Genomic DNA, 20,035 nt, shown 5'->3' on the forward strand with positions numbered 1-20,035 from the left:
TATAGCCTGAGGGTGGCCTGTGATGCCATTCAAAAGCACCTGCGTGGTGGCGGAGATGTTTAAGCGCCGTGCACGTCTGCTGGTGGCGTCGGAACGCCCGGACGGGCGTGCCGCGCGCGTGGCGGAGCTGGCCGCGGCGGCCGAGTTCGAGGACTGGATCGAGGTACGTCCGGCGCGCGCGATGGGCGCGCTGACGGATGATCACCTGGCCTGGGCCGATTTGCTGGTGGCGGTCGACACCGCCGCCGCCCGCGCCATGCCCGAACATCGGCCCGCGACCTGCCGCCCGAAATACTGGCGCTTGCCCGCCGAGACCGGCGCGGAGCTGGATCTACAGGCCCTGGAGGCCTTGCGTTGCATGGTTGGCGGGATGCGTATGCTGGCGCGGGTGGATGCCGAAGACGCCTGAGGGGCATGTCGGCGCGTCCCGTCCAGTGTTCTTCAAGACGCGAGGCATTGCCTTGCGAATCCCGAGTCATCCCGGCCGCAGCAAAGCGGAGAGCCGGGATCTGCGGTGGTTACTTTGACCGGGCGTGTCAGATCCCGGATAACCGCTGCGCGGTTTCCGGGATGACGTCGAGAGGGGTGATCGGGGATACCCGGGCGTGATCGCGAGGGGCGCGCCCGGGTTGGTTCCGACCGATCGCCACGGCGCTGCGCGTCTCGCGATGACGATGCTTCTCGCAGTTCGCGTCATGGCGAGGCTCCGTCAGGGGCCGTGGCCATCTGCGGACGCAACCGCTGAGGGTTGCCTGGCTCGGCGTCGGGGCTGTCCACGCGGCTCGCTGCTGCACGTCACGCGATGACGGGTCAGTTTTCCCTGTGGCCTCCTAGTCGGGGGTGTAGGGCGTCGGTGCGCGAGCGTGCAGCTGGGCCAGGTGGTCTTCGTAGAGGGTCCAGATGCGCGGCGCGATGGCGCCGCGTGTACCGGGGTAGGTGAGGCGGTCGGGGTTGAAGCTGATCAGGCGTTCGATCTCGGTGCAGCGCAGTTCGTCGTTGATCACGTTGAAGATCAGGATCTGCGTGCCCTGGTCGGCGATGGGCAACAGGGCGCCGATGATGCCGGTGTCGTTCAGTCCGGGCTCGCCGCGGGCGTCGCCGAGCTCGGCGGGGGGGCGCACCAGCGTCCCCAGCAGTTCCTGGTAGGCCTGATCACAGGCGTAGCAGATCTCGGGCGCACGCAGCCCCTGCACCCGGGCGCAGGCCTGCTGCACGGTGGTGTCGGGCAGGGCCATGCGCTCCGGTGGAATCGGGATGCGGTTCGATTCGCCATTCGGCAGCAGGCGCGGTACCGCCTCCTGACAGGACGGGCATCGCCAGGTGGCGATGCGGGGGCCGTCGATTACGTTGCTGGGAGGCATCTGGCGACCCTCATCCGGGGGTTCGGGGCGGCATGCGGCGGGCGGTAGCGAACGCCTGGGTTGCTGGCTGATGAGGGCGGGGCCATTCGCGGGCAGGCTCGCTCCCACAGGGGCGGGCCCACCGGTCCTGCCCCCTGGGTCGTCCTCGTTTCAAGCGAGCCTCCTGTTCAGCCGAAGTAGTCCGGTTCGTTACCGGGGCGCCACTTGATATTGCAACCGAGGCTGGGGTGCTGCGGCTCCGGTGCCGGCTGGCCGGCGAGCAGGGCATCGCTGGCGGCGCGCAGGTCGCGGCCGGTGACCGGGGTGTCGGAACCGGGGCGGGTCTCGTCGAACTGGCCGCGGTAGAAGAGTTTGCGGTCGGCGTCGAACAGGTACAGGTCCGGGGTGCAGGCCGCGTGGTAGGCCTTGGCGACGGACTGGTTCTCGTCGAGGCAGTAGGGAAAGTTGTAGCCGAAGCGACGGGCGTCGTCCTTCATCTTGTCCGGGGCATCGTCCGGCACCGCCTGGATGTCGTTCGAGTTGATCGCGATTACCGCGATGCCCTTGTTCGAGTATTCGCGACCGTAGCGCGCGAATTCGTGGCGGATCAGCTGCACGAACGGGCAGTGATTGCAGATGAAGGCGATCATGTAGCCTTTCGCGTCGGGGAAGCTGTCGAGGCTGACGTTTTCGCCGGAGACGACGTCCGGCAGGGAGAAGTTGGGTGCCTCGGTACCGAGTTCGATCATCTGCGAGGGGGTGCGGGCCATGACTGCTCCAGTGGTCGGATTTGCGACAATTATACGGCGTTGGCCGGGGATGCTTGAAACCTTCCGACTGCGACCGCAATCTTTGAACAATACCTGAGTAATGGAGTAGGGAATATGGGCTGGGTGACCGGTGTCGTACGGGAGCGCAAGCAGTGGACGGACCGCCTGTTCTCGCTGCGCGTGGATGCCGAGGTCGAGCCGTTCAAGGCGGGGCAGTTCAATCGCCTGCGCCTGGAGATCGACGGGGAGATGGTGGGACGGCCGTATTCGTACGTGAACGCCCCGGGCGAGACCCCGCTGGATTTTTATCTGATCACCGTGCCGGACGGCCCATTGTCCAACCGCCTGGTGCAGCTGGAGCCGGGTGATCAGGTGGAGTTGATGCCGCGCGCGACCGGCTTCTTTACCCTGGACGAGCTCCCCGACAGTCGCGACCTTTGGCTGTTGTCCACCGGTACCGCGCTGGGACCCTTCCTGTCCATCCTGAAGACAGACACCCCGTGGGAGCGCTTCGAGAATATCCGTCTGGTCCACGCGGTGCGCAAGGCGGAGGAACTTACCTACCAGGACACCATTCGGGAGTTTCAGGAGCGCGACGCGAAGCGGTTTCAGTACATCCCGTTCGTCAGTCGCGAGCCGTTCCCCGGGGGGCTCGAAGGGCGGGTGCCGGCCGCGATCGCCGAGGGCCGGCTGGAACACCACGCGGGCCTGAAGATTACCCCGGAGCATTCGCAGGTGATGCTGTGCGGCAACCCGGCCATGGTGCAGGACACGACCGCGATCCTGAAGGAGCGCGGCCTGGCGAAGAATCGCCGGCGCAAGCCGGGGCATATCACCACCGAGAACTATTGGTAGGCCCGGGGCTTTTTGGATTCGGGCCGGCCCTCTCGCCCTGCGCTCGCGAAGATCGCCCAAACTCGACAGGCTCCCGGGGCCATGTTGTAGGAGGCCAGCCCTCTGGCCGATGGGGTTTTGCCGGCGCCTGATCGGCCAGGGGGCTGGCCTCCTACGGGCTGTGGCTTGCGCTGGGGCTAGTCCAGCAGGTTCGCCGACCAGGCGCGGATCAGGCCCGCCACGTAGCGGGTGTGTTCCGGTCGCGAGAGCAGGTGGTCGGCCTGGTGCAGGGCGACGAAGCTCTTGGGGTGCTGCGCCTGCTGGAAGATCTTGCGGGCGTGATCGACGCTGACCACGGTGTCGCCCGGTGCGTGCAGCAGCAACAGCGGCCGCTGCAGGGTGTCGAGTGCGTGGTCCAGGGTCGGCTCCTCGATCGACTCGATGAAGGCGCGGCCGATCTCCACGGGGCGTCCGCCGATGTTGATCCGGGCGGAGCCCTCACGCCGGATCTCGTCGGCCGTGTCCCCGAACAGGTGGGCGACGTGGCCGGGCCGGCTGGGGGCGGCAATGGTGACGACGCCGTCCAGCGTCTCGCGCTGCGCGCTGACATGGATCGCCATGGCCCCGCCGAAGCTGTGACCGACCAGCAGGTTGGTGTGCCGCCCGGTGAAGGTCTCCAGCGCCTCGAGCGCCGAGTGGAGGTCCTCGCAGTAGGTCTCCTGCGTGCTGTCGCGGAACTCGCCCTCCGAGTCACCCAGGCCCATGAAGTCGAAACGCAGGGTGGCGATGCCTTCCTCGGCAAGGGCGCGCGCCAGCCGTACCGTCGCCGGGAAGTCCTTGGAGCAGGCGAAGCAGTGCGCGATGCAGGCCTGACCGCGAACGGCATCCGCCTCGGGTGCGACCAGTACGCCGCCCAGACGGGGGCCGCGCGGGGTCTGGATGGTGAGCGGGGTGTTGTGGATCGCCATCGAGCAGGCTCCTGAAGGGCGGCTATGGTCCCGCCGGGGACGGTCTGCGATCATACGGGTTTGAGGATCCGAATGGCCATGCGGGATTCTTCCGCCATGCGGCCACCACTTCACGGGACCACTGGGGGCCGGCTTGGAAACCGAAAGTCAGATTCGCGCACGCTTGGCCGAGCTGGAGGCCGAACACCGCGCCCTGGATTCCGCCATCGGCGTGATGCACGAGCAGGCCGCACCCGACATCTTCGCCATCCAGCGCCTGAAGAAGCGCAAGCTGCAACTGAAGGACGCGATCCAGCGCCTGCGCAGCCGGCTGATCCCCGACCTCAACGCCTGACCCGGGATATTCACCACGAAGCGGACGGGGGCGCGCATGAGAGCAAAGCGCGTGACAGGAAGATTAGAAGACAGGAAGAAAGGCAAGGCTATAGGCCTTGGGCCCAGATCGTTCTGTTAAGCGTTTACCCGTCGGTCAGATCAGGGGCTCACGACACATAAAGTAATCTGTTTTTCTTCCCGCTCTTCCAGCCTTCCTGTGAATCGCCCTTGACCTTGACCTTCTTCGTGCCTTCGTGGGCTTCGTGGTGAGCAAAAAAACGGCGCCCGGAGGCGCCGTTCGAGTGCGTTCCGTGATGGAACGGCTGGGGTCAGCCCCAGATGTCCTGAGTGATCCCGGCATACCAGGCCCGGGTGTACTGCGCCTCGCGGCTTCGGAAGCTGGAGCTGGCGCCCGACGGGCTGACGCCACCGGCACCATCGACCCCTGCTTGCGCGCCATCCTTGTACTGGTAGACCGCGGCCACGCTGATCGCGTAGTCCGGGGTGACCAGGCTGTAGCAGGTGTTGGCGGAGGAGGGGTTGATCGGCTCCTGGCCGGACAGTTCGCGCACGACCGCGGCCGCGACGATCTTGCCCTGGTTGTTGGCCGAGTGGCCGGACTTCGGCATGGCGCCCGCCACGCTGGCATCCCCCAGGACGTAGATGTTGTCGTCCATCTCCGACTTGAAGGTGAGCTGATCCACCGGGACCCAGCCCTCGTCATTGGTCAGGCCCACGTCGTGGGCGATCTGGCCGGCGCGCTGGGCGGGGATGAAGTTCAGCACGTCGGCACGGACGCGTTCGAAGCCGCTGTCGGCCAGCACGGTCATGTTGTCGACATCGATTTCCTCGGCGCGACCGCCCTCCGAGCCGGCGCGCCATTCAATCATGTCGCCGTAGTGCTCGGCCCAGCCTTCCTCGAACAGGCCCTGCTTGGAGAAGCCATCCTTCGGATCCAGGATGATGATCTTGGAGCGCGGCTTCTCCTGCTTGAAGTAGTTCGCGACCAGTGACACCCGCTCGTACGGCCCCGGCGGGCAGCGGAACGGGTTCGGCGGGGCGACCATGACGAACACGCCGCCGTTCGGCATGTTTTGGAGCTGGGAACGCAGCAGCTCGGTCTGCGAACCGGCCTTCCAGGCGTGCGGGACACGGTCGGCGTCGGCCTCGGAGATGCCGGGCATGTCGTCGTAGCGGAAATCGATCCCCGGGGACATCACCAGCTTGTCGTAGCTCATGCTGTCGCCGCCGGCCAGGCGCACGCTGCGCGCGGAGGCGTCCACCGCGGTCACCCGGTCCTGGACGATCTCGATGCCGTAGTCATCCCGCAGGGTGTCGTAGCCGTGGGCGATGAAGTCCATGTCCGCGAAGCCGCCGATCACCCAGTTGCTGCCATAGCAGGTGTGGTAGGTGGCGTTCGGCTCGATCAGCGTCACGCGCATGTCGGGCGAGAACTGCTTGATGTATTTCGCGGCGGTCGCGCCGCCGGAGCCGCCGCCCACGACCACGACGTGAGCCTTGTCGGCCCCGCGCATGCCGTTGGCTGCACAGCCAATGCCAGCGAAGGCCGCGGCACTGCTGATGCCGGCGACCTTCAGGAAATTGCGTCGAGTAAAGTCATGCATGATGTGATTCCCCCTGATCAGAAGCGGCTGAAGTAGCCGGCCATCGCTTCGATTTCCTCGTCGGTGTAGCCCTTGGCGTGACGATCCATGATCGTCGCGTCACGGTCACCGTCGCGGAATGCCCTCATCTGGCTCTCGATGACTGCAGCGGGAATACGGTTCAGCTCCGGGACACCCTCCTCGGCGCCGGCCGCGTTGTGGCAGGCCTTGCAGGAGGCGGCCATCAGCTGGCCCCGGGTGATTTCGTCGTCGGCAAGGGCCTGGGTAGCAGTGCCCGCCATCGCTAGCGAGGCGGCAAGCCCCACCAGGTACAAATGCGATTTCTTCATTGGAACGGACTCCTCCGTTAGAAGTGGCTTTTTGCGAGCGACAGCTGTGGAGTACTGCCTTCATCCTCGGGCCCGGTGTGGTGATCCGGGTTGTGATTTGCGCCACCGGGTTCGAGCCCGGTAGTTGCGCCTGATCGCGAAAACCAACGATCATGGAGACCGTATAGCACACAAAAAGCGCCTTTTCGATACATCGCAGAGGCATCTGCCACCAGGAGGAGTGCCATGACAGGGGAACGGCGTCGTCATCCACGGATCCCGATGACGGTCGAGGTCGTGGCCGAGTGCGAAAGCGGGGACACGGTGACCCTGACCACCAACGACATCTCCGGCGGCGGAGCCTTCCTGCAGTGGGACGATCCGGAAAACGCCTGTGTGGGGCACCTGATGAAGCTCGCATCGGATGACGAGTTGATGCTCCAGGTATTCGGCATGCTCGGGGATGGCGGCGAGGCGCCGCGCGTGAAGGCCCAGGTGGTGCGGGTGATGGACGGCGGCATCGCCGTGCGCTTCGATCCCGAGGAGCTCGAATAGGGGTTGCCCCGATACCCGAGGCGGACGCGCTAGTCCTCGCGCTCGATCTGTTCCAGGCCCGCGGCCCACTCGTCGGCGATCATCGGGTTCGTCAGCAGCCAGTGCACGGTGTCCGCGCTCCAGTCGTCGCGGGCCTCCTGCAGTGCGGTATCCCAGTCCGTGACTGCGTAATCCCCGCGCCCGACGCCGCTGAGCGCCTGCAGTTCCGCCTGTTGCTCCGGGCCCAGGTCGCGCAGCGTGCCCTCCAGCTCCTGCAGGGTCAGGTCGCTGGCGTGGTCGGCCAGCACCTGCAGGGCCCAGTCGTCGTCACTGCCCTCGGAGCCGGTATCCGGGAAGACCACGTCCTCCTTGGCGTGGAACTCGCGGGCGGCCTGGATCAGCCGTTCCAGGGTCTCGCCGGGGATGCCAAGGGAGACGGCCATCGTCTAGTGGGACGGGGTCCGCTCCTGGGCGAGGACCCAGGGCGCAGCCACGATGGCGGTGAAGATCGGATCGTTCGCGGCCCAGCGCCGGGCATCGTCATCCGAGGCGCGGGCGACCTGGTCATTGGCCAGCCATTCGCTGACCTGATGCGTGGCGTCATCGCGGAAGGCGCGGGCCACCTCGATCAGGTCCAGTTCCGGTGCCACGCGGATCACCACGCCGCGGGCGAAATGCGGCATGAGCTCCTTCCACGGCAGCGGACCGGCCTCTTCTTCCAGGGGGATCTCGGGTTGTTCGGCAGGGGCGTCTTGCATGACGGTTCCGGTCGGTTTCAGATAGGGTTCAGGCTAGGCCGATACCCTTGCATCTTCAAGACCTTTCCACGCAAATCCCCGGAGGATGCGCCACCATGCGACCCACGCCGGATCTCCAGCCCGGACACCGCGAGCGGCACCCGATGCGGCGTCGCTCGGGCCCGGTGCGGGCGCTGGCCATGCTGTTCCTGGTCGCGCTTCCGGCACAGGCGCAGTTCAATACCGACGACCCCGAGGCCGCGGTCTGGGACCTGGACGAGGCTGTTGCCCAGATCGAGGCACATTACCCGGGGCGGGTCCTGCATGCCCGCGAGGATGTCAGCCGCTACGGGGCGCGCCTGTTCGTGATCCGGATCCTGACCAACGACCAGCAAGTGCGTACCCTGCGCATCGAGGAAGGTACGGAAGTGGAGCTCCCGGAATGAATCTGCGCGTGGTACTGATCGAGGATGACGTTGCCCTGCGCAACCAGATCGGCGAGGAACTGGACCGCAGCGGCTGTCGCGTGGATACCGCCTCGGATGGCGAGACCGGATTGTACCTGCTGACCGAGTACCACTGCGATATCGCCGTGGTCGACCTTGGCCTGCCCGGCATGGATGGCCTCGACGTGATCCGCAAGGCGCGCGAGTCGAAGCCGCGCCTGCCGATACTGATCCTGACCGCGCGCGACCGCTGGCAGGACAAGGTCGAGGGTCTGGAGGCCGGCGCCGATGACTACCTGGCCAAGCCCTTCCATATCCAGGAACTGCTGGCGCGCCTGCGCGCCCTGGCGCGCCGCAGCCTGCAGTCTGGCCAGGAGCGGCTGCACTTCGGCCCGCTGGTGATCGATACCGCCGGCGACGAGGTCTGGTTGAATGGCGAATCGGTGACCCTGACCACATTCGAGTACCGCCTGCTGATGACCCTGGTGCGCCAGCCCGGCCGGGTGCTGAGCAAGGACGCGCTGGCGGACTACCTGTACGACCACGACGAGGACCGCGAGAGCAACGTGATCGAGGTCCTCATCGGTCGCCTGCGTCGCAAGCTGGATGCCGATGGCAGCCTGGGGCTGATCGAGACCCTGCGCGGGCGCGGCTACCGCTTTGCCCGCGAACCCGACCCCGCCCCGGAAAACGAGTCGGACAGCGCCCGATGATCCACCCCGAGGCCGCCCGGTCCGCATGAAGGCGGCCCTGCGCAAGCTGCGCGGCAGCCTGGTCCTGCGCCTGGCGGGGGTCACGGCCGTCACCGTGCTGATCTTCTCGCTGCTGACGGCCTGGGTGCTGGAGGCGGCCTTTCGCGACAATGCGGCGGACGCGGTGGAGACCCGGCTGGAGGCGCAGGTGCTGCTGCTGATGGGGCTGGCCGAGGTGATCGGGCCCGCGGATGTACGGGTCCCCGAGATGCTCCCCGAAAGCCGGCTGCAACTGCCGGTCAGTGGTCTTTATGCGCGCATCCTCGGCGAGGAGGGCCAGACCCTCTGGCGGTCGCCCTCGACGGTGGGCGTCTCGCTGCGTGGCTGGTCGGAGGACGAGTACTTCAGCTTCAGCCTGCCCGTGCAGTGGGAGCTGGAGGGCGACCAGGTGGGACTGACCTTCCAGATGCTGGAGGACCGCGAGGCCTTCAATGAACAGGTCGAACAGTACCGCGTAAGCCTGTGGCAGGGGCTGGGCGCGATGACCCTGTCCATGATCCTGGTGCTGTCGCTGGCGCTGTGGTTCTGGGGGCTGCGCCCGCTGCGCCAGGTGCGGCGCGACCTGGACGCCCTGCGCCATGGCGACCACGCCCGTCTGGGCGGGTACTATCCCACCGAGGTCCGCGCCCTGACCGGCAGCATCAACGACCTGGTCGAGTTCGAGCGGGCCCGCCTGGCGCGCCAGCAGAATGCCCTGGCGGACCTGGCCCACAGCCTGAAGACCCCGATCTCCGCATTGCGCCTGAACCTCGAGAGCGCGCGACCGGACCCGGACGACATGCAGCACCAGGTCGACCGGTTGCAGGGGATCGTCCAGCACCAGCTGAATCAGGCGCAGCGGCTGGGGCCGGCCCCGTTCCAGGCTGCCGAGCCGCTGGCGCCGATCATCGAGCGAACCGGCCAGGCGCTGGGGCGGCTCGCCGCGCAGGAGGGGGTGACGCTGGAGACCGACCTGGCCCCGGGCTGTGCCCTGCGCATGGACGGTGGCGCCATCTTCGAGTTGTTGGGCAATACCCTGGACAACGCCATTCGCCATGCCACCAGCCGGGTGCGGGTCACGACGCGCTGCCAGCCCGGCGAGGTGATGCTGATCATCGACGATGACGGTCCGGGTATCCCGCCGGCCGACCGGGCCCGGGTGCTGGAGCGCGGCCAGCGCGCGGACACACGCGGCGGGCAGGATGCCGACCGGGATACCGGTCAGGGGCTCGGGCTCAGCATCATCCATACCCTGGTCACCGACCACCGCGGGACGCTGTTCATCGAACAGGCCCCGGATCTGCACGGGGCCCGCATCCGCATGGTGTTCCCGGGGGGCTGAATCGACTTACCGGGGTGCTATCCCGCAACAGCCGGTTCGCGCGGATCAGAGCCCCAGGCCTTCCATCGGCAGGCTCGGTGTTTCGCCCAGCACTCCGGCCCGCACCAGTGCCGCCGCCCCGCAGGCAAAGGTCCAGCCCAGGTGTCCGGATCCGGTGTTCAGGTGCAGGCCCGTGATGGCGGTGGGGCCGAGGATCGGTGTGCCGCGGGCGCTCATCGGGCGCAGGCCGGTCCAGGGGGCCATCGTCTCCGGGTCGAAGTTCGCGGGCAGGCCGGTCAGGGTGCGCCGGCACTGATCGAGAACATTGGCCGCGCGCTCGATGTTCAGGTGGCGGTCGCGGCCGGCAAATTCGGCGGTACCGGCCAGACGCAGGCGCGCCCCCAGCGGGGTCATCACCACCTTGTTGGCGTCATCGATCAGCGGCAGGTTCAGCCGGCAGTCGGCGTCCATCGGCAGGGTCAGCGAATAGCCCTTTACCGGGGCGACGGGCAGATGCAGCCCCAGCGGGCGCAGGAGGTCCGGGGCGTGGTAGCCGTTGGCGACCACGCAGGCCTCCGCCGCGATCGGCCCTTCGGAGGTCTCCACCGCGTCGATCCGGCCACGGTGGGTGCGCAGGCGCCGTACGGTGACGTTCGGGTAATAGCGGATGCCCCGGCGCTGGCCGATCGCGAGCAGCTGCTCGGTGAACCGTGCCGCGTCGCCGATGGCATCCCCGGGGAAGAACAGCCCGCCGCACAGGCGGTCGCGCACCGGCGCCAGTGCCGGCTCCTCCGCGATGATCCGCTCCACGTCCCAGTCCTCGAAGCGCACATCCTCATCACGCATCGCCTCGCTGGCGGCGCGATTGTGGGCCTGGCTGGCCGGGTCCTGGAACAGCTTCAGGATGCCGCAGCGGCGAAAGTCGAAGTCCAGCCCCTCGCTCGCCAGTTCCCGCTGCAGGCGGTCGATCTCCCGGAGCGAGAACGCGGCCAGGCGGGCATTCAGGCGGGTGTGCCGCTCGAACAGTGAGCGGCGGCTGTGCCACAGAAAGCGCAGGCCCCATCCGGCCAGCCCCGGCAGGGCGCGGGGGCGCAACAGCAGCGGCGACTCCGTGCGGCCGAGAAAGCGCAGCAGGTCCAGCCCGACGCCGGGAGTGTTCCAGGGTTCGGCGTGGCTCGCATGCAGCATGCCGCCGTTGGCCTGGCTGGAGCCGGTGGCGGGGGCGGGGGCAGCGTCCACGAGCACGACCTCGGCCCCGGCCTCCCGCAGGTACCAGGCGGTGGTCACGCCGATCACGCCGGCCCCGATCACGACTACGCGCATCCGTTGCTTCCTCTGTCCAGATTGCTTATTGGCCGCTTGCCAGTCGTTGGATCACGTCGGTGTATTCGCGTTCCAGCCGTTTCGGCGACACCTTCTCGCGCGTGCCCAGTTCCTGGGCGAACTGCGAGACGCGAAACTCCTCGATGCGGTAGCGAAACGCGAGCACGTCGGGGTGGTCCGGCGCTCGCGCGATCAGCTCCTGTGCCTGCTGCCACAGCGGCTCGACCGCCACACGCCGGGCGCGGTCCTTGTCCGGCGCCTGGGTCAGGCGTTCCAGGCGCTTGTCGATCGCCTGCAGGTAGCGCGGCAGCTCGGGCAGCGTGTCGTGCGGGGTGCGCAGCAGGAAATCGGCCGGGACCAGCGCCTCGAGCTGGCTGCGGATGTCGCGCGCGGCCTCGATCCAGGACAGCGGCAGATCGCCCTGCAGCCGGGTGCGCAGGTCGTGCCAGTGGCGCAGGATCTCGGCGGCCAGGCGCGAGAGTTCCATCACCGTGGGCGAGAACTCGGGCTGGCTGGCCTCCAGGCGCCCTCGAAAGGCCTCGGCATCGCGTGGCCAGGGATCGACCAGGAATACGCGGTCGGCCGCGGCCTCCAGGATCTGGTCGCGCAGGGCCTCGCAGCTGCCCAGCGTCGAGTAGTTCAGGCAGGCGCGTTCGATCTCCGGGAGCTGGCGGCGCAGATCGCGGGCGGTCTTGCGCGCGCCCAGCAGGAACAGCCGGCGCAGGCCCGCGCGGTGGGTGCGCGTGGCTTGGGCCGGGTCCGGTTCCAGCTCCAGCGAGACCGCGTCGCCGCGATCGACCAGGATCGGGAAGGCGCGCAGCTGCGCCCCCTGGTGATCGAACTCGACGCTCTCCGGCAGTGCGCCGAAGTCCCATTCGGTGATCCCCTCGCGGGTGATCTCGTCCGGGCGGCTGGCGTCGAAGTGGGCCTCGGCGCTGTCGCCCAGCCGGCGCTTCAGCGCGGCCAGGTCGCGGCCGCTGGCCTGCTCATTGCCTTCCGGGTCGAGGATGCGAAAGCGCATCACCAGGTGTGGCTCCAGGTTCTCCGGGCGCCAGGCATCCAGCGGGATATCGGTGCCGGTCATCGCCCGCAGGGCCTCGGCCAGCGCCGGGATCAGTGGGCCCTGGCGGTGCTCGATGCGCGCGAGCGCGGCCTGCGCGAAGTCCGGCGCGGGCACGAACTGGCGGCGCAGGCCCTTGGGCAGGCTCTTCAACAGGGCGGTCACGCGCTCCTCCAAAAGCCCCGGCACCAGCCAGTCGCCCAGCCAGTCGGGTACCGCGTTCAGCGCGGCGATCGGGATGGTCACGGTCACGCCGTCGTCTGGCTGACCGGGCTCGAAGCGGTAGGCCAGCGGCAGGCGCAGGCCCTCGAGCTCCAGGTGGTCGGGGTAGGCCCCGGCCGGGAGTGCCGCCTCCGGCTCGTTCAGGAGTTCGGCCTGATCGATCTTCAGGGCCTGCGGGTCCTGTTTCTCGGCTTGGCGCGCCCAGGTCTCGAAGCTCGTGCCGTCGGTGATCTCCGCCGGCAGGCGGGCGTCGTAGAAGTCGAACAGCCGATCCTCTTCCACCAGCAGGTCGCGCCGGCGCCCGCGCGCCTCCTGCTCGGCGATCTCGGCCACGGCCTCGCGGTTGGCCTGTACCCCCTTCGAGCGGGTGCGCAGCTCGCCGCCGACCAGGCCCTCGCGGATCAGGATGCGCCGCGCCTCGGCCGGGTCGTGTCTTGCGAAGTCCACCGGCTTTTTCGGGGCGACGACCAGGCCGTACAGGGTGATGCGGTCGAAGGCCCCGACGCGTCCGCTGCGACGCTGGAAGTGCGGCTCGAAGATATGGTGCTTGAGCAGGTGCGCCGCCGCGGCCAGGATCCAGTCGGGCTCGATGCGGGCATTGTCGCGGGCGTAGACACGGGTGGTCTCGGCGATCTCCGCGCTCATCACCCAGGCGGGTTTCTTCTTTGCCAGGACCGAGCCGGGATGGATCTGGAAGCGGCGGTTGCGCGCGCCGAGATAGTCGCCGCGCTCGGTTTTCTGTCCGATCTGGCTGACCAGTCCGGTCAGCAGCGCGCGGTGCACGGGCTCGGCGTCGGCGGGCTGGTGGTTCGGCTTCAGGTCCATCTCGCGGGCCTGGCGCAGCAGCTGCACGCGCAGCTCCTGCCACTCGCGCATGCGCAGGAAGTTCAGGAAATGTTCGCGGCACCAGCGCTTGAGGGCATTCGAGCCAAGGTCCTCGCGCGCGGTGTGCCAGGCCTCCCACAGCCGCAGCATGCCCATGAAGTCGGAGCCCTCGACCTGAAACTCGCGGTGCGCCTGGTCCGCGGCCTGCGTGGCCTCGGCCGGGCGTTCGCGCGGGTCCTGCAGCGACAGGAAGGCGGCGATAGTCGCGGTCTCGGTCACGCAGCCGTGGTCGGCCCCGGCCAGCAGCATCGCGCCGTGGCGCGGGTCGATGGGCATGCGCGCCAGCTGGCGGCCGCGCGGGGTGATGCGCCCGCGCGCATCCACCGCGCCCAGCTCCTCCAGCAGGCGGTAGCCGTCCTTGACCAGGCGCGGGTCGGGCGGGTCCACGAACGGGAACTGGCGCGGCTGGCCGAGCTTCAGCGCGGCCATCTGCAGGATCACCGAGGCGAGGTTGGAGCGCTGGATCTCCGGGTCGGTGAAGGGCGGGCGCAGGTGGTAGTCGTCCTCCGCGAACAGCCGGATGCAGATGCCGGGGCCCAGTCGTCCGCAGCGCCCGGCGCGCTGGTCGCAGGCGGCCTGCGAGATCGGCTCCAGGCTCAGGCGTTGGACCCGCGAGCGCCAGGAGTAGCGCGAGACGCGGGCCAGACCCGAGTCGATCACGAAGCGGATGCCGGGGACGGTCAGCGCGGTCTCGGCGACGTTGGTGGCCAGCACGATGCGCCGGCCGGCGTGCGACTGGAATACCCGCGACTGCTCGCGCGCGGACAGGCGCGCGTACAGTGCCAGGACCTCGGTGTCGGCGCGCACCTGGCCGCGCAGGGCCTTGTGGGCGTCGCGGATCTCGCGCTCGCCGGGCAGGAATACCAGGATGTCGCCGGGGCCGGCGCGCTCGCATTCGGCCACCGCCTCGCGGATGCCGTCGAACAGGTCGCGCTCGCCGCGACCGGCGTCTTCGTCCTCGTCGGCCGCGTCTTCCGGCTCGATCGGGCGGTAGCGCAGCTCCACCGGGTAGGTGCGTCCGGCCACGGTCAGGATCGGGGCGTCGTCGAAGAACGCCGACAGCCGCTCCGGGTCCAGCGTCGCGGAGGTGATGATGATGCGCAGCTCCGGGCGTTTCTTCGATAGGCGCTTGAGCACGCCCATCAGGAAGTCGATGTTCAGGCTGCGCTCGTGCGCCTCGTCGACGATCAGGGTGTCGTAGGCGCGCAGCTCCGGGTCATGCGCCAGCTCGGCAAGCAGCATGCCGTCGGTCATCAGCTTGACCCAGTTGTTCGGCCCGGTCTGGTCGGAAAAGCGCACCTTGAAGCCGACGGTGGAGGTCTTCTCACCCCCCAGCGTGGTGCCCAGTTCCTCGGCGATGCGGCTGGCGACCGAGCGCGCGGCGATCCGACGTGGCTGGGTGTGGCCGATCAGCCCGGTCTCGCCGCGCCCGGCCTCCAGGCACAGCTTGGGCAGCTGGGTGGTCTTGCCGGAGCCGGTCTCGCCGCACAGCACCAGTACCGGGTGTTCGCGGATCGCGGCGACAATGCGCTCGCGCTCGGCGTGGATCGGCAGGTCGCCGGTGTAGACGGGCTGCGGGCGCAGACGGGCGCGCTCTTCAGTGCTTCCTTCGGCGTGGTCCAGGCGGTCGGCCAGGGTGCGAGCCAAGCGGTCGCAGGCCTGCCCGCGCTTCTGGCGCTGGCGGGCCCGGCGCAGCAGGTCCGCGAGGTGCTTGCGTTCGGGGCCGGCGGGCAGCGCCTCGATACGGGCGGCGAGGGCGTCGAGTTCCGGTGCGGGGGCCGGTTCCACGGTCAGCCCTGGTAGCGCAGACGCAGGGCCTCGATGTTCTCGGTGCGCAGGCGCTCCAGCGCCTGGCGCACGCGGTCCTCGTCACTGAACGGGCCGAGGTACACGCGGTACCAGGTATCACCCTGGATCTCGACCTCGTGCACCTGCGGGTCGAGGCCCAGCAGGGTCAGGCGGGCCTTCATCTCGTCGGCCTGGGCGAAGCGGCGGAACGACCCGGTTTGCAGGACCACCGGCTCCCCCTCGCTGGGGGATGCGGCGGGCGGCAGGGTCGGGGCAGGGGTGTCGCGCTCGGACTCTGGTACGCGGATCTCGTCCTCGGGCAGCAGCTCGTAGTAGCGAAACCGCGGTTCGTCGTCCGACGGTACGGTGTCGCGCTCCACGGGGGCCGGGGTCGGGGCCGGAGCGGCGGTCTCGGCTCCCGGGTCGCCGAACAGCGCGCCCAGGTCCGGTGAGCGGTCGGCCCCCTGCAGGTACAGCACGGCGGCAATGCCCAGCCCGATCAGCAGGCCGATCAGCATCCACACCCAGCCGGGGATCGGGCGCGCGGCCTTGCGCGGGGTGGACTTGCGACGGGTCTTGCGGGCCTGGGCCATGGTCTACATCCGTTCCGGGGCGGTCACGCCCAGCAGGCGCAGGCCATTGTGCAGCACCTGCTTGGCCCCGGTCAGCAGGGCCAGGCGTGCGCCGATCACGGCGGCATCCTCCGCGTTCAGGAATGGCACCGCGTTGTAGTAGGCGTGAAAGCCGGCAGCCAGCTCGCGCAGGTACTGGGCGATCTGGTGCGGCTCGCAGGCCTCGGCGGCCGCCGCGATCACCTCGGGGAAGCGGTCGAGCCGGTCCAGCAGGTCGTCTTCCTGCGGCTCGGTCAGGCGCTCGGACAGCCCGGCGTCGTCCAGCGCGCTGGCGGCATGGCCGCGCTCGGCCGCAGTGCGCAGCACGCTGGCGATGCGCGCGTGGGCGTACTGGATGTAGTACATCGGGTTGTCGTTGGACTGCGACTTGGCCAGGTCCAGGTCGAAGTCCAGGTGCTGGTCGCAGCGGCGCTGCACATAGAAGAAGCGCGCGGCATCCGAGCCGACCTCGTCGCGCAGCTCGCGCAGGGTCACGAACTGCCCGGCGCGGGTGGACATCGGCAGGCGTTTGCCCCCGCGGTAGAGGATCGCGAACTGCACCAGCAGCACGTCCAGGCGGTCGGCCTCCAGGCCCAGGGCCTGCAGGGCGGCACGCACGCGCGGGACGTAGCCATGGTGGTCGGCGCCCCAGATGTTGATCACGCGCTCGAAGCCGCGCTGGAACTTCTCGCGGTGGTAGGCGATGTCGGAGGCGAAGTAGGTGTAGTCGCCGTTCTCGCGGCGCACCACGCGGTCCTTGTCGTCGCCGTAGTCGGTGGAGCGGAACCACAGGGCCCCGTCCTTCTCGTACAGCGCGCCGTGCGCCTCGAGATCCTGCACCGCGGCATCGATCGCGCCGGAGTCGGCCAGGCTGCGCTCGGAGAACCAGCACTGATACTCGACCCCGAACTCGCGCAGGTCGTCGCGGATGTCTTCGAGGATGGCGTTCAGGCCGCAGTCGAACACCGTGCGGTACAGCTCCGGGCCCAGCAGCTCGCGGGCGCGGGCGATCACCGCGTCGATGTAGATCTCCTTGTCGCCACCGGCCGGCTCGTCCGGCGGGAGGTCGCGGGTGACGGCCTCGGTCGCGTGCACGGCCTGTTCGCCGATCTGTGCGGTCAGGGCCTCGGCGACCGGGTAGATGTAGTCACCCTGATAGCCGTTGGCCGGGAACGGGACCTGCACCCCGTGCTGTTCCAGATAGCGCAGCCAGACGCTGGCGGCGAGGATGTTCATCTGCCGCCCGGCGTCGTTTACGTAGTACTCGCGGGTGACATCGAAGCCGCAGAAATCCAGCAGGTCGGCGACGGTGGCGCCGAACGCCGCGCCGCGGCCGTGGCCGACATGCAGCGGGCCGGTGGGGTTGGCGGAGACGAACTCCACCTGCACCGGGCGACCGCCGCCCACGCTGGAGCGGCCAAAGTCGGCGCCCTGGGTGGCGATGCGGCCGAGCACCAGCGTGCGGGCATCCGCGGCCAGGCGGAAGTTGATGAAGCCGGGGCCGGCGATCTCGGTGGCGGCGAGACCGGGTACCTCGGGCATTGCGGCGCTGAGGGCCTCGGCGAGGTCACGCGGTTTGCTCTTGGCCGGGCGCGCGAGCTGCATCGCGAGGTTGCTGGCAAAGTCGCCGTGTTCGCGGTCGCGGGCGCGCGTGACCTGCACCTCGACACCGTGATCGGCGGGTACACGGCCATCGGCCACCAGGGTCTCCAGGGCGGCCGCGAGGGCCTCGGTGAGGGTGTCTTTCAAGAGGGGCTCGATCCGTCGTGTAAAAAGGGCCGCATTCTAACCCGGAAGCGGCGCACGTGCCGCCCCGGCGCCTGCCGCGGGAACGGGTCAGGCGAGCGAGACGGGGTCGATGTCGATGGCGATGCGGGTGCCGCGCGGCAGGTCGTCGGCCTGCCAGGCGTGGCGCGCCTGTGCGAGGCCCTCGTGCAGGGGGTTGCGGCGCGTGGACTGCAGCAGGATCTGTTCGCGGAAGCGGCGGTTGACGCGATGACGCGGCGCGGGGGCCGGGCCCAGTACCCGCAGGCCCTCGGTCGCGGCGCTGCGCAGGTGGGTGGCGACGCGCTCGGCATGGCGGCGGGTGGTCTCGGCATCGCCGGCCTCGACCCGGACCAGGGCCAGGTGGCCGTGGGGCGGCAGCTCGGCGGCGGCGCGTTCTTCCAGCAGGGGCGCGACCATTGCCGGGTAGTCGGCGGCATCCAGGCCGCGAATCAGGGGGTGGTCGGGATGCCCGGTCTGGAGCAGCACGCGACCGCCGCCGGAACCACGCCCGGCGCGGCCGGCGGCCTGCACGATGAGCTGGAGGGTGTTTTCCGTGGCGCGCAGGTCGACGCTGAACAGGCCCTGGTCCACGTCGATCACACCGACCAGTCCGACCTGGGGGAAGTCGTGGCCCTTCGCCAGCATCTGGGTGCCGACCACGATCGCGGCATCCAGCTGGCGGATACGGTCCAGTGCCGCCTCCAGCGCGCCCTTGTGACGGATGCTGTCGCGGTCCAGGCGGATCAGGGGGGTGGTCGGGAAGTGCCGCGCCAGGGCCTGTTCCAGCCGCTGGGTGCCGAGGCCGCGCTGCGCCAGAGGCTCGCCGCATTCCGGGCAGCGCTGGGGGCGCGGTTCCTGGTGGCCGCAGAGGTGACAGACAGCGCGCGGGTTGTGCGCGTGAATGGTCAGTCGCGCATCGCAATCCGGGCACTCGGCCACCCAGCCGCAGGCGTCGCAGGCCAGTACGCGGGCGAAGCCGCGGCGGTTGAGCAGGAGAAAACACTGGTGGCCGGCCGCCAGGGTCTGCTGCATGGCGTCGAGCAGCGGGGCGGTCAGACCCTCGTCCGGGAGGTGTACGCGCGTGTCCACGGTCTCGACGGCGGGTGGCCGGGTCCCGTCCGGGCGTGTGGTCAGCCGGGCGTGGGCGTAGCGGCCCGTGGTGGCCGCGTGCAGGCTCTCCAGGGTCGGGGTGGCGGAGCCCAGAACCACCGCGGCCTGCTCCAGCTGGCCGCGCTTGATCGCCAGGTCGCGGGCGTTGTAGCGGAACCCGTCCTGCTGCTTGAAGGCGCTGTCGTGTTCCTCGTCGACGATGATCAGGCCGAGGTCGGGCAGCGGGGTGAAGAGGGCCGAGCGGGTGCCGACGACGATGCGGCGCTGACCCTGGCGGGCGGCCTCCCAGGCGCGCAGGCGTTCGCCCTCGGCCAGGCCGGAGTGGAGCAGGGCGACCTGCCCGGGAAACCGCTGCTGGATGCGCGCGCTCAATTGCGGGGTCAGGGCGATCTCGGGGATGAGGAACAGCACGGCGCGCCCGCCTGCCAGCACGCGTTCGGCCATCTGCAGGTAGACCTCGGTCTTGCCGCTCCCGGTCACGCCCTCCAGCAGCAGCGGTGCGCCGGTCCCGGGTGTCAGGGCCTCAACGGCCGTGCGCTGGTCGGGGGTCAGATCGTGGTCGCTGGTGGTCGGCGGTGGCGGCTGTGTCGGGTCGGGCGTGATCGTCTCCAGCCAGCCACGCGCCTCATAGTCGCGCAGTTCTCGCGGGGCCAGCTGCAGGCCGGTCGCGGCGGCCAGGGTGGCGCGATCCAGGGCCGTGGCCGCGTGTCCCGGCTCCAGGGCGCGGAGGACCGCCTGCTGGCGCCGACCGCGCGCGAGGCCGTCGGCCAGGGCGCGGGTGCCCTCGGGGGTGATCCGCCACAGGGTTTCGGGGGTGAGGGCCGGCAACGGGTCGCCGTGGCGCAGGGCCGGTGGAAGTGCCCCCAGCAGGGCCTCGCCCAGCGGGTGATGGTAGTAGCGGGCCCCGAATCGCAGGAGCTCCAGCAGGCGGGGCGAGAGGAGCGGTTCGCTCTCCGGGGCCTCGTTCACCGCCCGCAGGCGTGCGGGCGGCACGTCACTGGTGGTCGCCAGCTCGACCACCAGGCCGACCGTGGAGCCTCGGCCGAAGGGCACGCGAACCCGCTGTCCGGGCGTGAGCGACAGGCCTTCGGGGATGCGGTAGTCAAACAGCCGATCCAGGGGGCGATCCAGCGCGATGCGGGCGATTCGGGGCGCGACGGGCATGGGCCCAGTTTACTGCGTCGGGGCCCGGGAAGGGGGAGTCGGTTGTCTCAGGGCGGGTCGGGTTGTTATCCACAAAAGCTGTGGATAACTCTGTGGGTGAAACGGGGGGAAGGGCCCTAAATGCTTGTTACTGCTGGGGGCGTCTTGGATTGGCCAAAAATCGACCAGAAGTCAAA

At 69.3% G+C, this 20,035-nt stretch carries 19 protein-coding genes; 7 read left to right on the forward strand and 12 right to left on the reverse strand.

Going from position 1 to position 20,035, the window contains the following annotated elements:
- Positions 1-55: 55 nt before the first annotated feature.
- The gene (locus tag H609_RS0103335; protein ID WP_018876554.1) at positions 56-409 is read left to right on the forward strand and encodes a hypothetical protein; all 354 of its coding nucleotides are present in this window, start codon (positions 56-58) and stop codon (positions 407-409) included.
- 421 nt (positions 410-830) lie between these two features.
- On the opposite strand, the gene H609_RS0103340 is transcribed toward H609_RS0103335, so the two are convergent.
- Both H609_RS0103340 and H609_RS0103345 read right to left on the reverse strand, forming a co-directional pair.
- A complete protein-coding gene (locus H609_RS0103340; RefSeq protein ID WP_018865529.1) occupies positions 831-1,361 on the reverse strand; it encodes a hypothetical protein in 531 nt (176 codons plus the stop codon).
- 167 nt (positions 1,362-1,528) lie between these two features.
- A complete protein-coding gene (locus H609_RS0103345; protein ID WP_028484322.1) occupies positions 1,529-2,110 on the reverse strand; it encodes a thioredoxin family protein in 582 nt (193 codons plus the stop codon).
- Positions 2,111-2,224: 114 nt separating this feature from the next.
- On the opposite strand from H609_RS0103345, the gene H609_RS0103350 reads away from it, so the two are divergent.
- Complete coding sequence (locus tag H609_RS0103350) at positions 2,225-2,965, forward strand: ferredoxin--NADP reductase (RefSeq protein ID WP_028484323.1); 741 nt, start codon at positions 2,225-2,227, stop codon at positions 2,963-2,965.
- Between the two features lie 176 nt (positions 2,966-3,141).
- On the opposite strand, the gene H609_RS0103355 is transcribed toward H609_RS0103350, so the two are convergent.
- Entirely contained in the window at positions 3,142-3,912 is a 771-nt protein-coding gene (locus H609_RS0103355; protein ID WP_018865532.1) for a S9 family peptidase, read from the reverse strand.
- Positions 3,913-4,045: 133 nt separating this feature from the next.
- Here H609_RS0103355 and H609_RS0103360 point away from each other — a divergent pair, with 133 nt between their 5' ends.
- On the forward strand, positions 4,046-4,246 hold the full coding sequence (locus H609_RS0103360) for a YdcH family protein (RefSeq protein WP_017942660.1): 201 nt from the start codon (positions 4,046-4,048) through the stop codon (positions 4,244-4,246).
- 310 nt (positions 4,247-4,556) lie between these two features.
- On the opposite strand, the gene H609_RS0103365 is transcribed toward H609_RS0103360, so the two are convergent.
- Together H609_RS0103365 and H609_RS0103370 are read right to left on the reverse strand one after the other, a co-directional pair.
- Positions 4,557-5,852, reverse strand: a complete 1,296-nt coding sequence (locus H609_RS0103365) for an NAD(P)/FAD-dependent oxidoreductase (protein ID WP_018865533.1) — start codon at positions 5,850-5,852, stop codon at positions 4,557-4,559.
- A 17-nt stretch (positions 5,853-5,869) separates the two neighbouring features.
- Positions 5,870-6,181 carry a c-type cytochrome gene (locus H609_RS0103370; RefSeq protein WP_018879642.1) on the reverse strand — a complete coding sequence of 104 codons (312 nt, stop codon included), beginning with the start codon at positions 6,179-6,181 and terminating at the stop codon, positions 5,870-5,872.
- Between the two features lie 225 nt (positions 6,182-6,406).
- Between H609_RS0103370 and H609_RS0103375 the strand changes: the two genes are divergently transcribed.
- Positions 6,407-6,715 carry a PilZ domain-containing protein gene (locus H609_RS0103375; RefSeq protein ID WP_081618392.1) on the forward strand — a complete coding sequence of 103 codons (309 nt, stop codon included), beginning with the start codon at positions 6,407-6,409 and terminating at the stop codon, positions 6,713-6,715.
- 29 nt (positions 6,716-6,744) lie between these two features.
- Here H609_RS0103375 and H609_RS0103380 read toward each other — a convergent pair whose 3' ends face one another.
- Positions 6,745-7,137 carry a DUF3775 domain-containing protein gene (locus H609_RS0103380; protein ID WP_018865536.1) on the reverse strand — a complete coding sequence of 131 codons (393 nt, stop codon included), beginning with the start codon at positions 7,135-7,137 and terminating at the stop codon, positions 6,745-6,747.
- Positions 7,138-7,140: 3 nt separating this feature from the next.
- Positions 7,141-7,452, reverse strand: a complete 312-nt coding sequence (locus H609_RS0103385) for a DUF2288 family protein (RefSeq protein ID WP_018878102.1) — start codon at positions 7,450-7,452, stop codon at positions 7,141-7,143.
- Between the two features lie 95 nt (positions 7,453-7,547).
- Between H609_RS0103385 and H609_RS0103390 the strand changes: the two genes are divergently transcribed.
- From H609_RS0103390 to H609_RS0103400, 3 genes are read left to right on the forward strand one after another with little or no spacing between them, the layout of a single operon-like run.
- On the forward strand, positions 7,548-7,877 hold the full coding sequence (locus tag H609_RS0103390; RefSeq protein ID WP_026279137.1) for a PepSY domain-containing protein: 330 nt from the start codon (positions 7,548-7,550) through the stop codon (positions 7,875-7,877).
- Positions 7,874-8,590: a response regulator transcription factor gene (locus tag H609_RS0103395; RefSeq protein WP_018865539.1), complete on the forward strand. Its 717-nt coding sequence runs from the start codon at positions 7,874-7,876 to the stop codon at positions 8,588-8,590. The genes H609_RS0103390 and H609_RS0103395 overlap by 4 nt, the downstream gene beginning before the upstream one ends.
- A gap of 25 nt (positions 8,591-8,615) precedes the next feature.
- Positions 8,616-9,950, forward strand: a complete 1,335-nt coding sequence (locus H609_RS0103400) for a HAMP domain-containing sensor histidine kinase (RefSeq protein WP_018865540.1) — start codon at positions 8,616-8,618, stop codon at positions 9,948-9,950.
- A 45-nt stretch (positions 9,951-9,995) separates the two neighbouring features.
- Here H609_RS0103400 and H609_RS0103405 read toward each other — a convergent pair whose 3' ends face one another.
- The 5 genes from H609_RS0103405 to H609_RS0103425 all read right to left on the reverse strand — a co-directional run bounded on the left by H609_RS0103405 (position 9,996) and on the right by H609_RS0103425 (position 19,859).
- Positions 9,996-11,252 (reverse strand): FAD-dependent oxidoreductase, encoded by a 1,257-nt coding sequence (locus H609_RS0103405; protein WP_028484324.1) that lies wholly within the window; start codon positions 11,250-11,252, stop codon positions 9,996-9,998.
- Between the two features lie 25 nt (positions 11,253-11,277).
- On the reverse strand, positions 11,278-15,207 hold the full coding sequence (gene hrpA, locus H609_RS0103410) for an ATP-dependent RNA helicase HrpA (RefSeq protein ID WP_028484325.1): 3,930 nt from the start codon (positions 15,205-15,207) through the stop codon (positions 11,278-11,280).
- A 2-nt stretch (positions 15,208-15,209) separates the two neighbouring features.
- Positions 15,210-15,800, reverse strand: coding sequence for an SPOR domain-containing protein (locus H609_RS0103415; protein ID WP_018879639.1), 591 nt, complete (start codon positions 15,798-15,800; stop codon positions 15,210-15,212).
- A 3-nt stretch (positions 15,801-15,803) separates the two neighbouring features.
- Positions 15,804-17,567: an arginine--tRNA ligase gene (gene argS / locus H609_RS0103420; RefSeq protein ID WP_018882593.1), complete on the reverse strand. Its 1,764-nt coding sequence runs from the start codon at positions 17,565-17,567 to the stop codon at positions 15,804-15,806.
- Between the two features lie 87 nt (positions 17,568-17,654).
- Entirely contained in the window at positions 17,655-19,859 is a 2,205-nt protein-coding gene (locus tag H609_RS0103425) for a primosomal protein N' (RefSeq protein WP_028484326.1), read from the reverse strand.
- Between the last annotated feature and the right edge of the window lie 176 nt (positions 19,860-20,035).

The organism is Thioalkalivibrio sp. ALE17 (assembly GCF_000425605.1).
Lineage (GTDB): Bacteria > Pseudomonadota > Gammaproteobacteria > Ectothiorhodospirales > Ectothiorhodospiraceae > Thioalkalivibrio.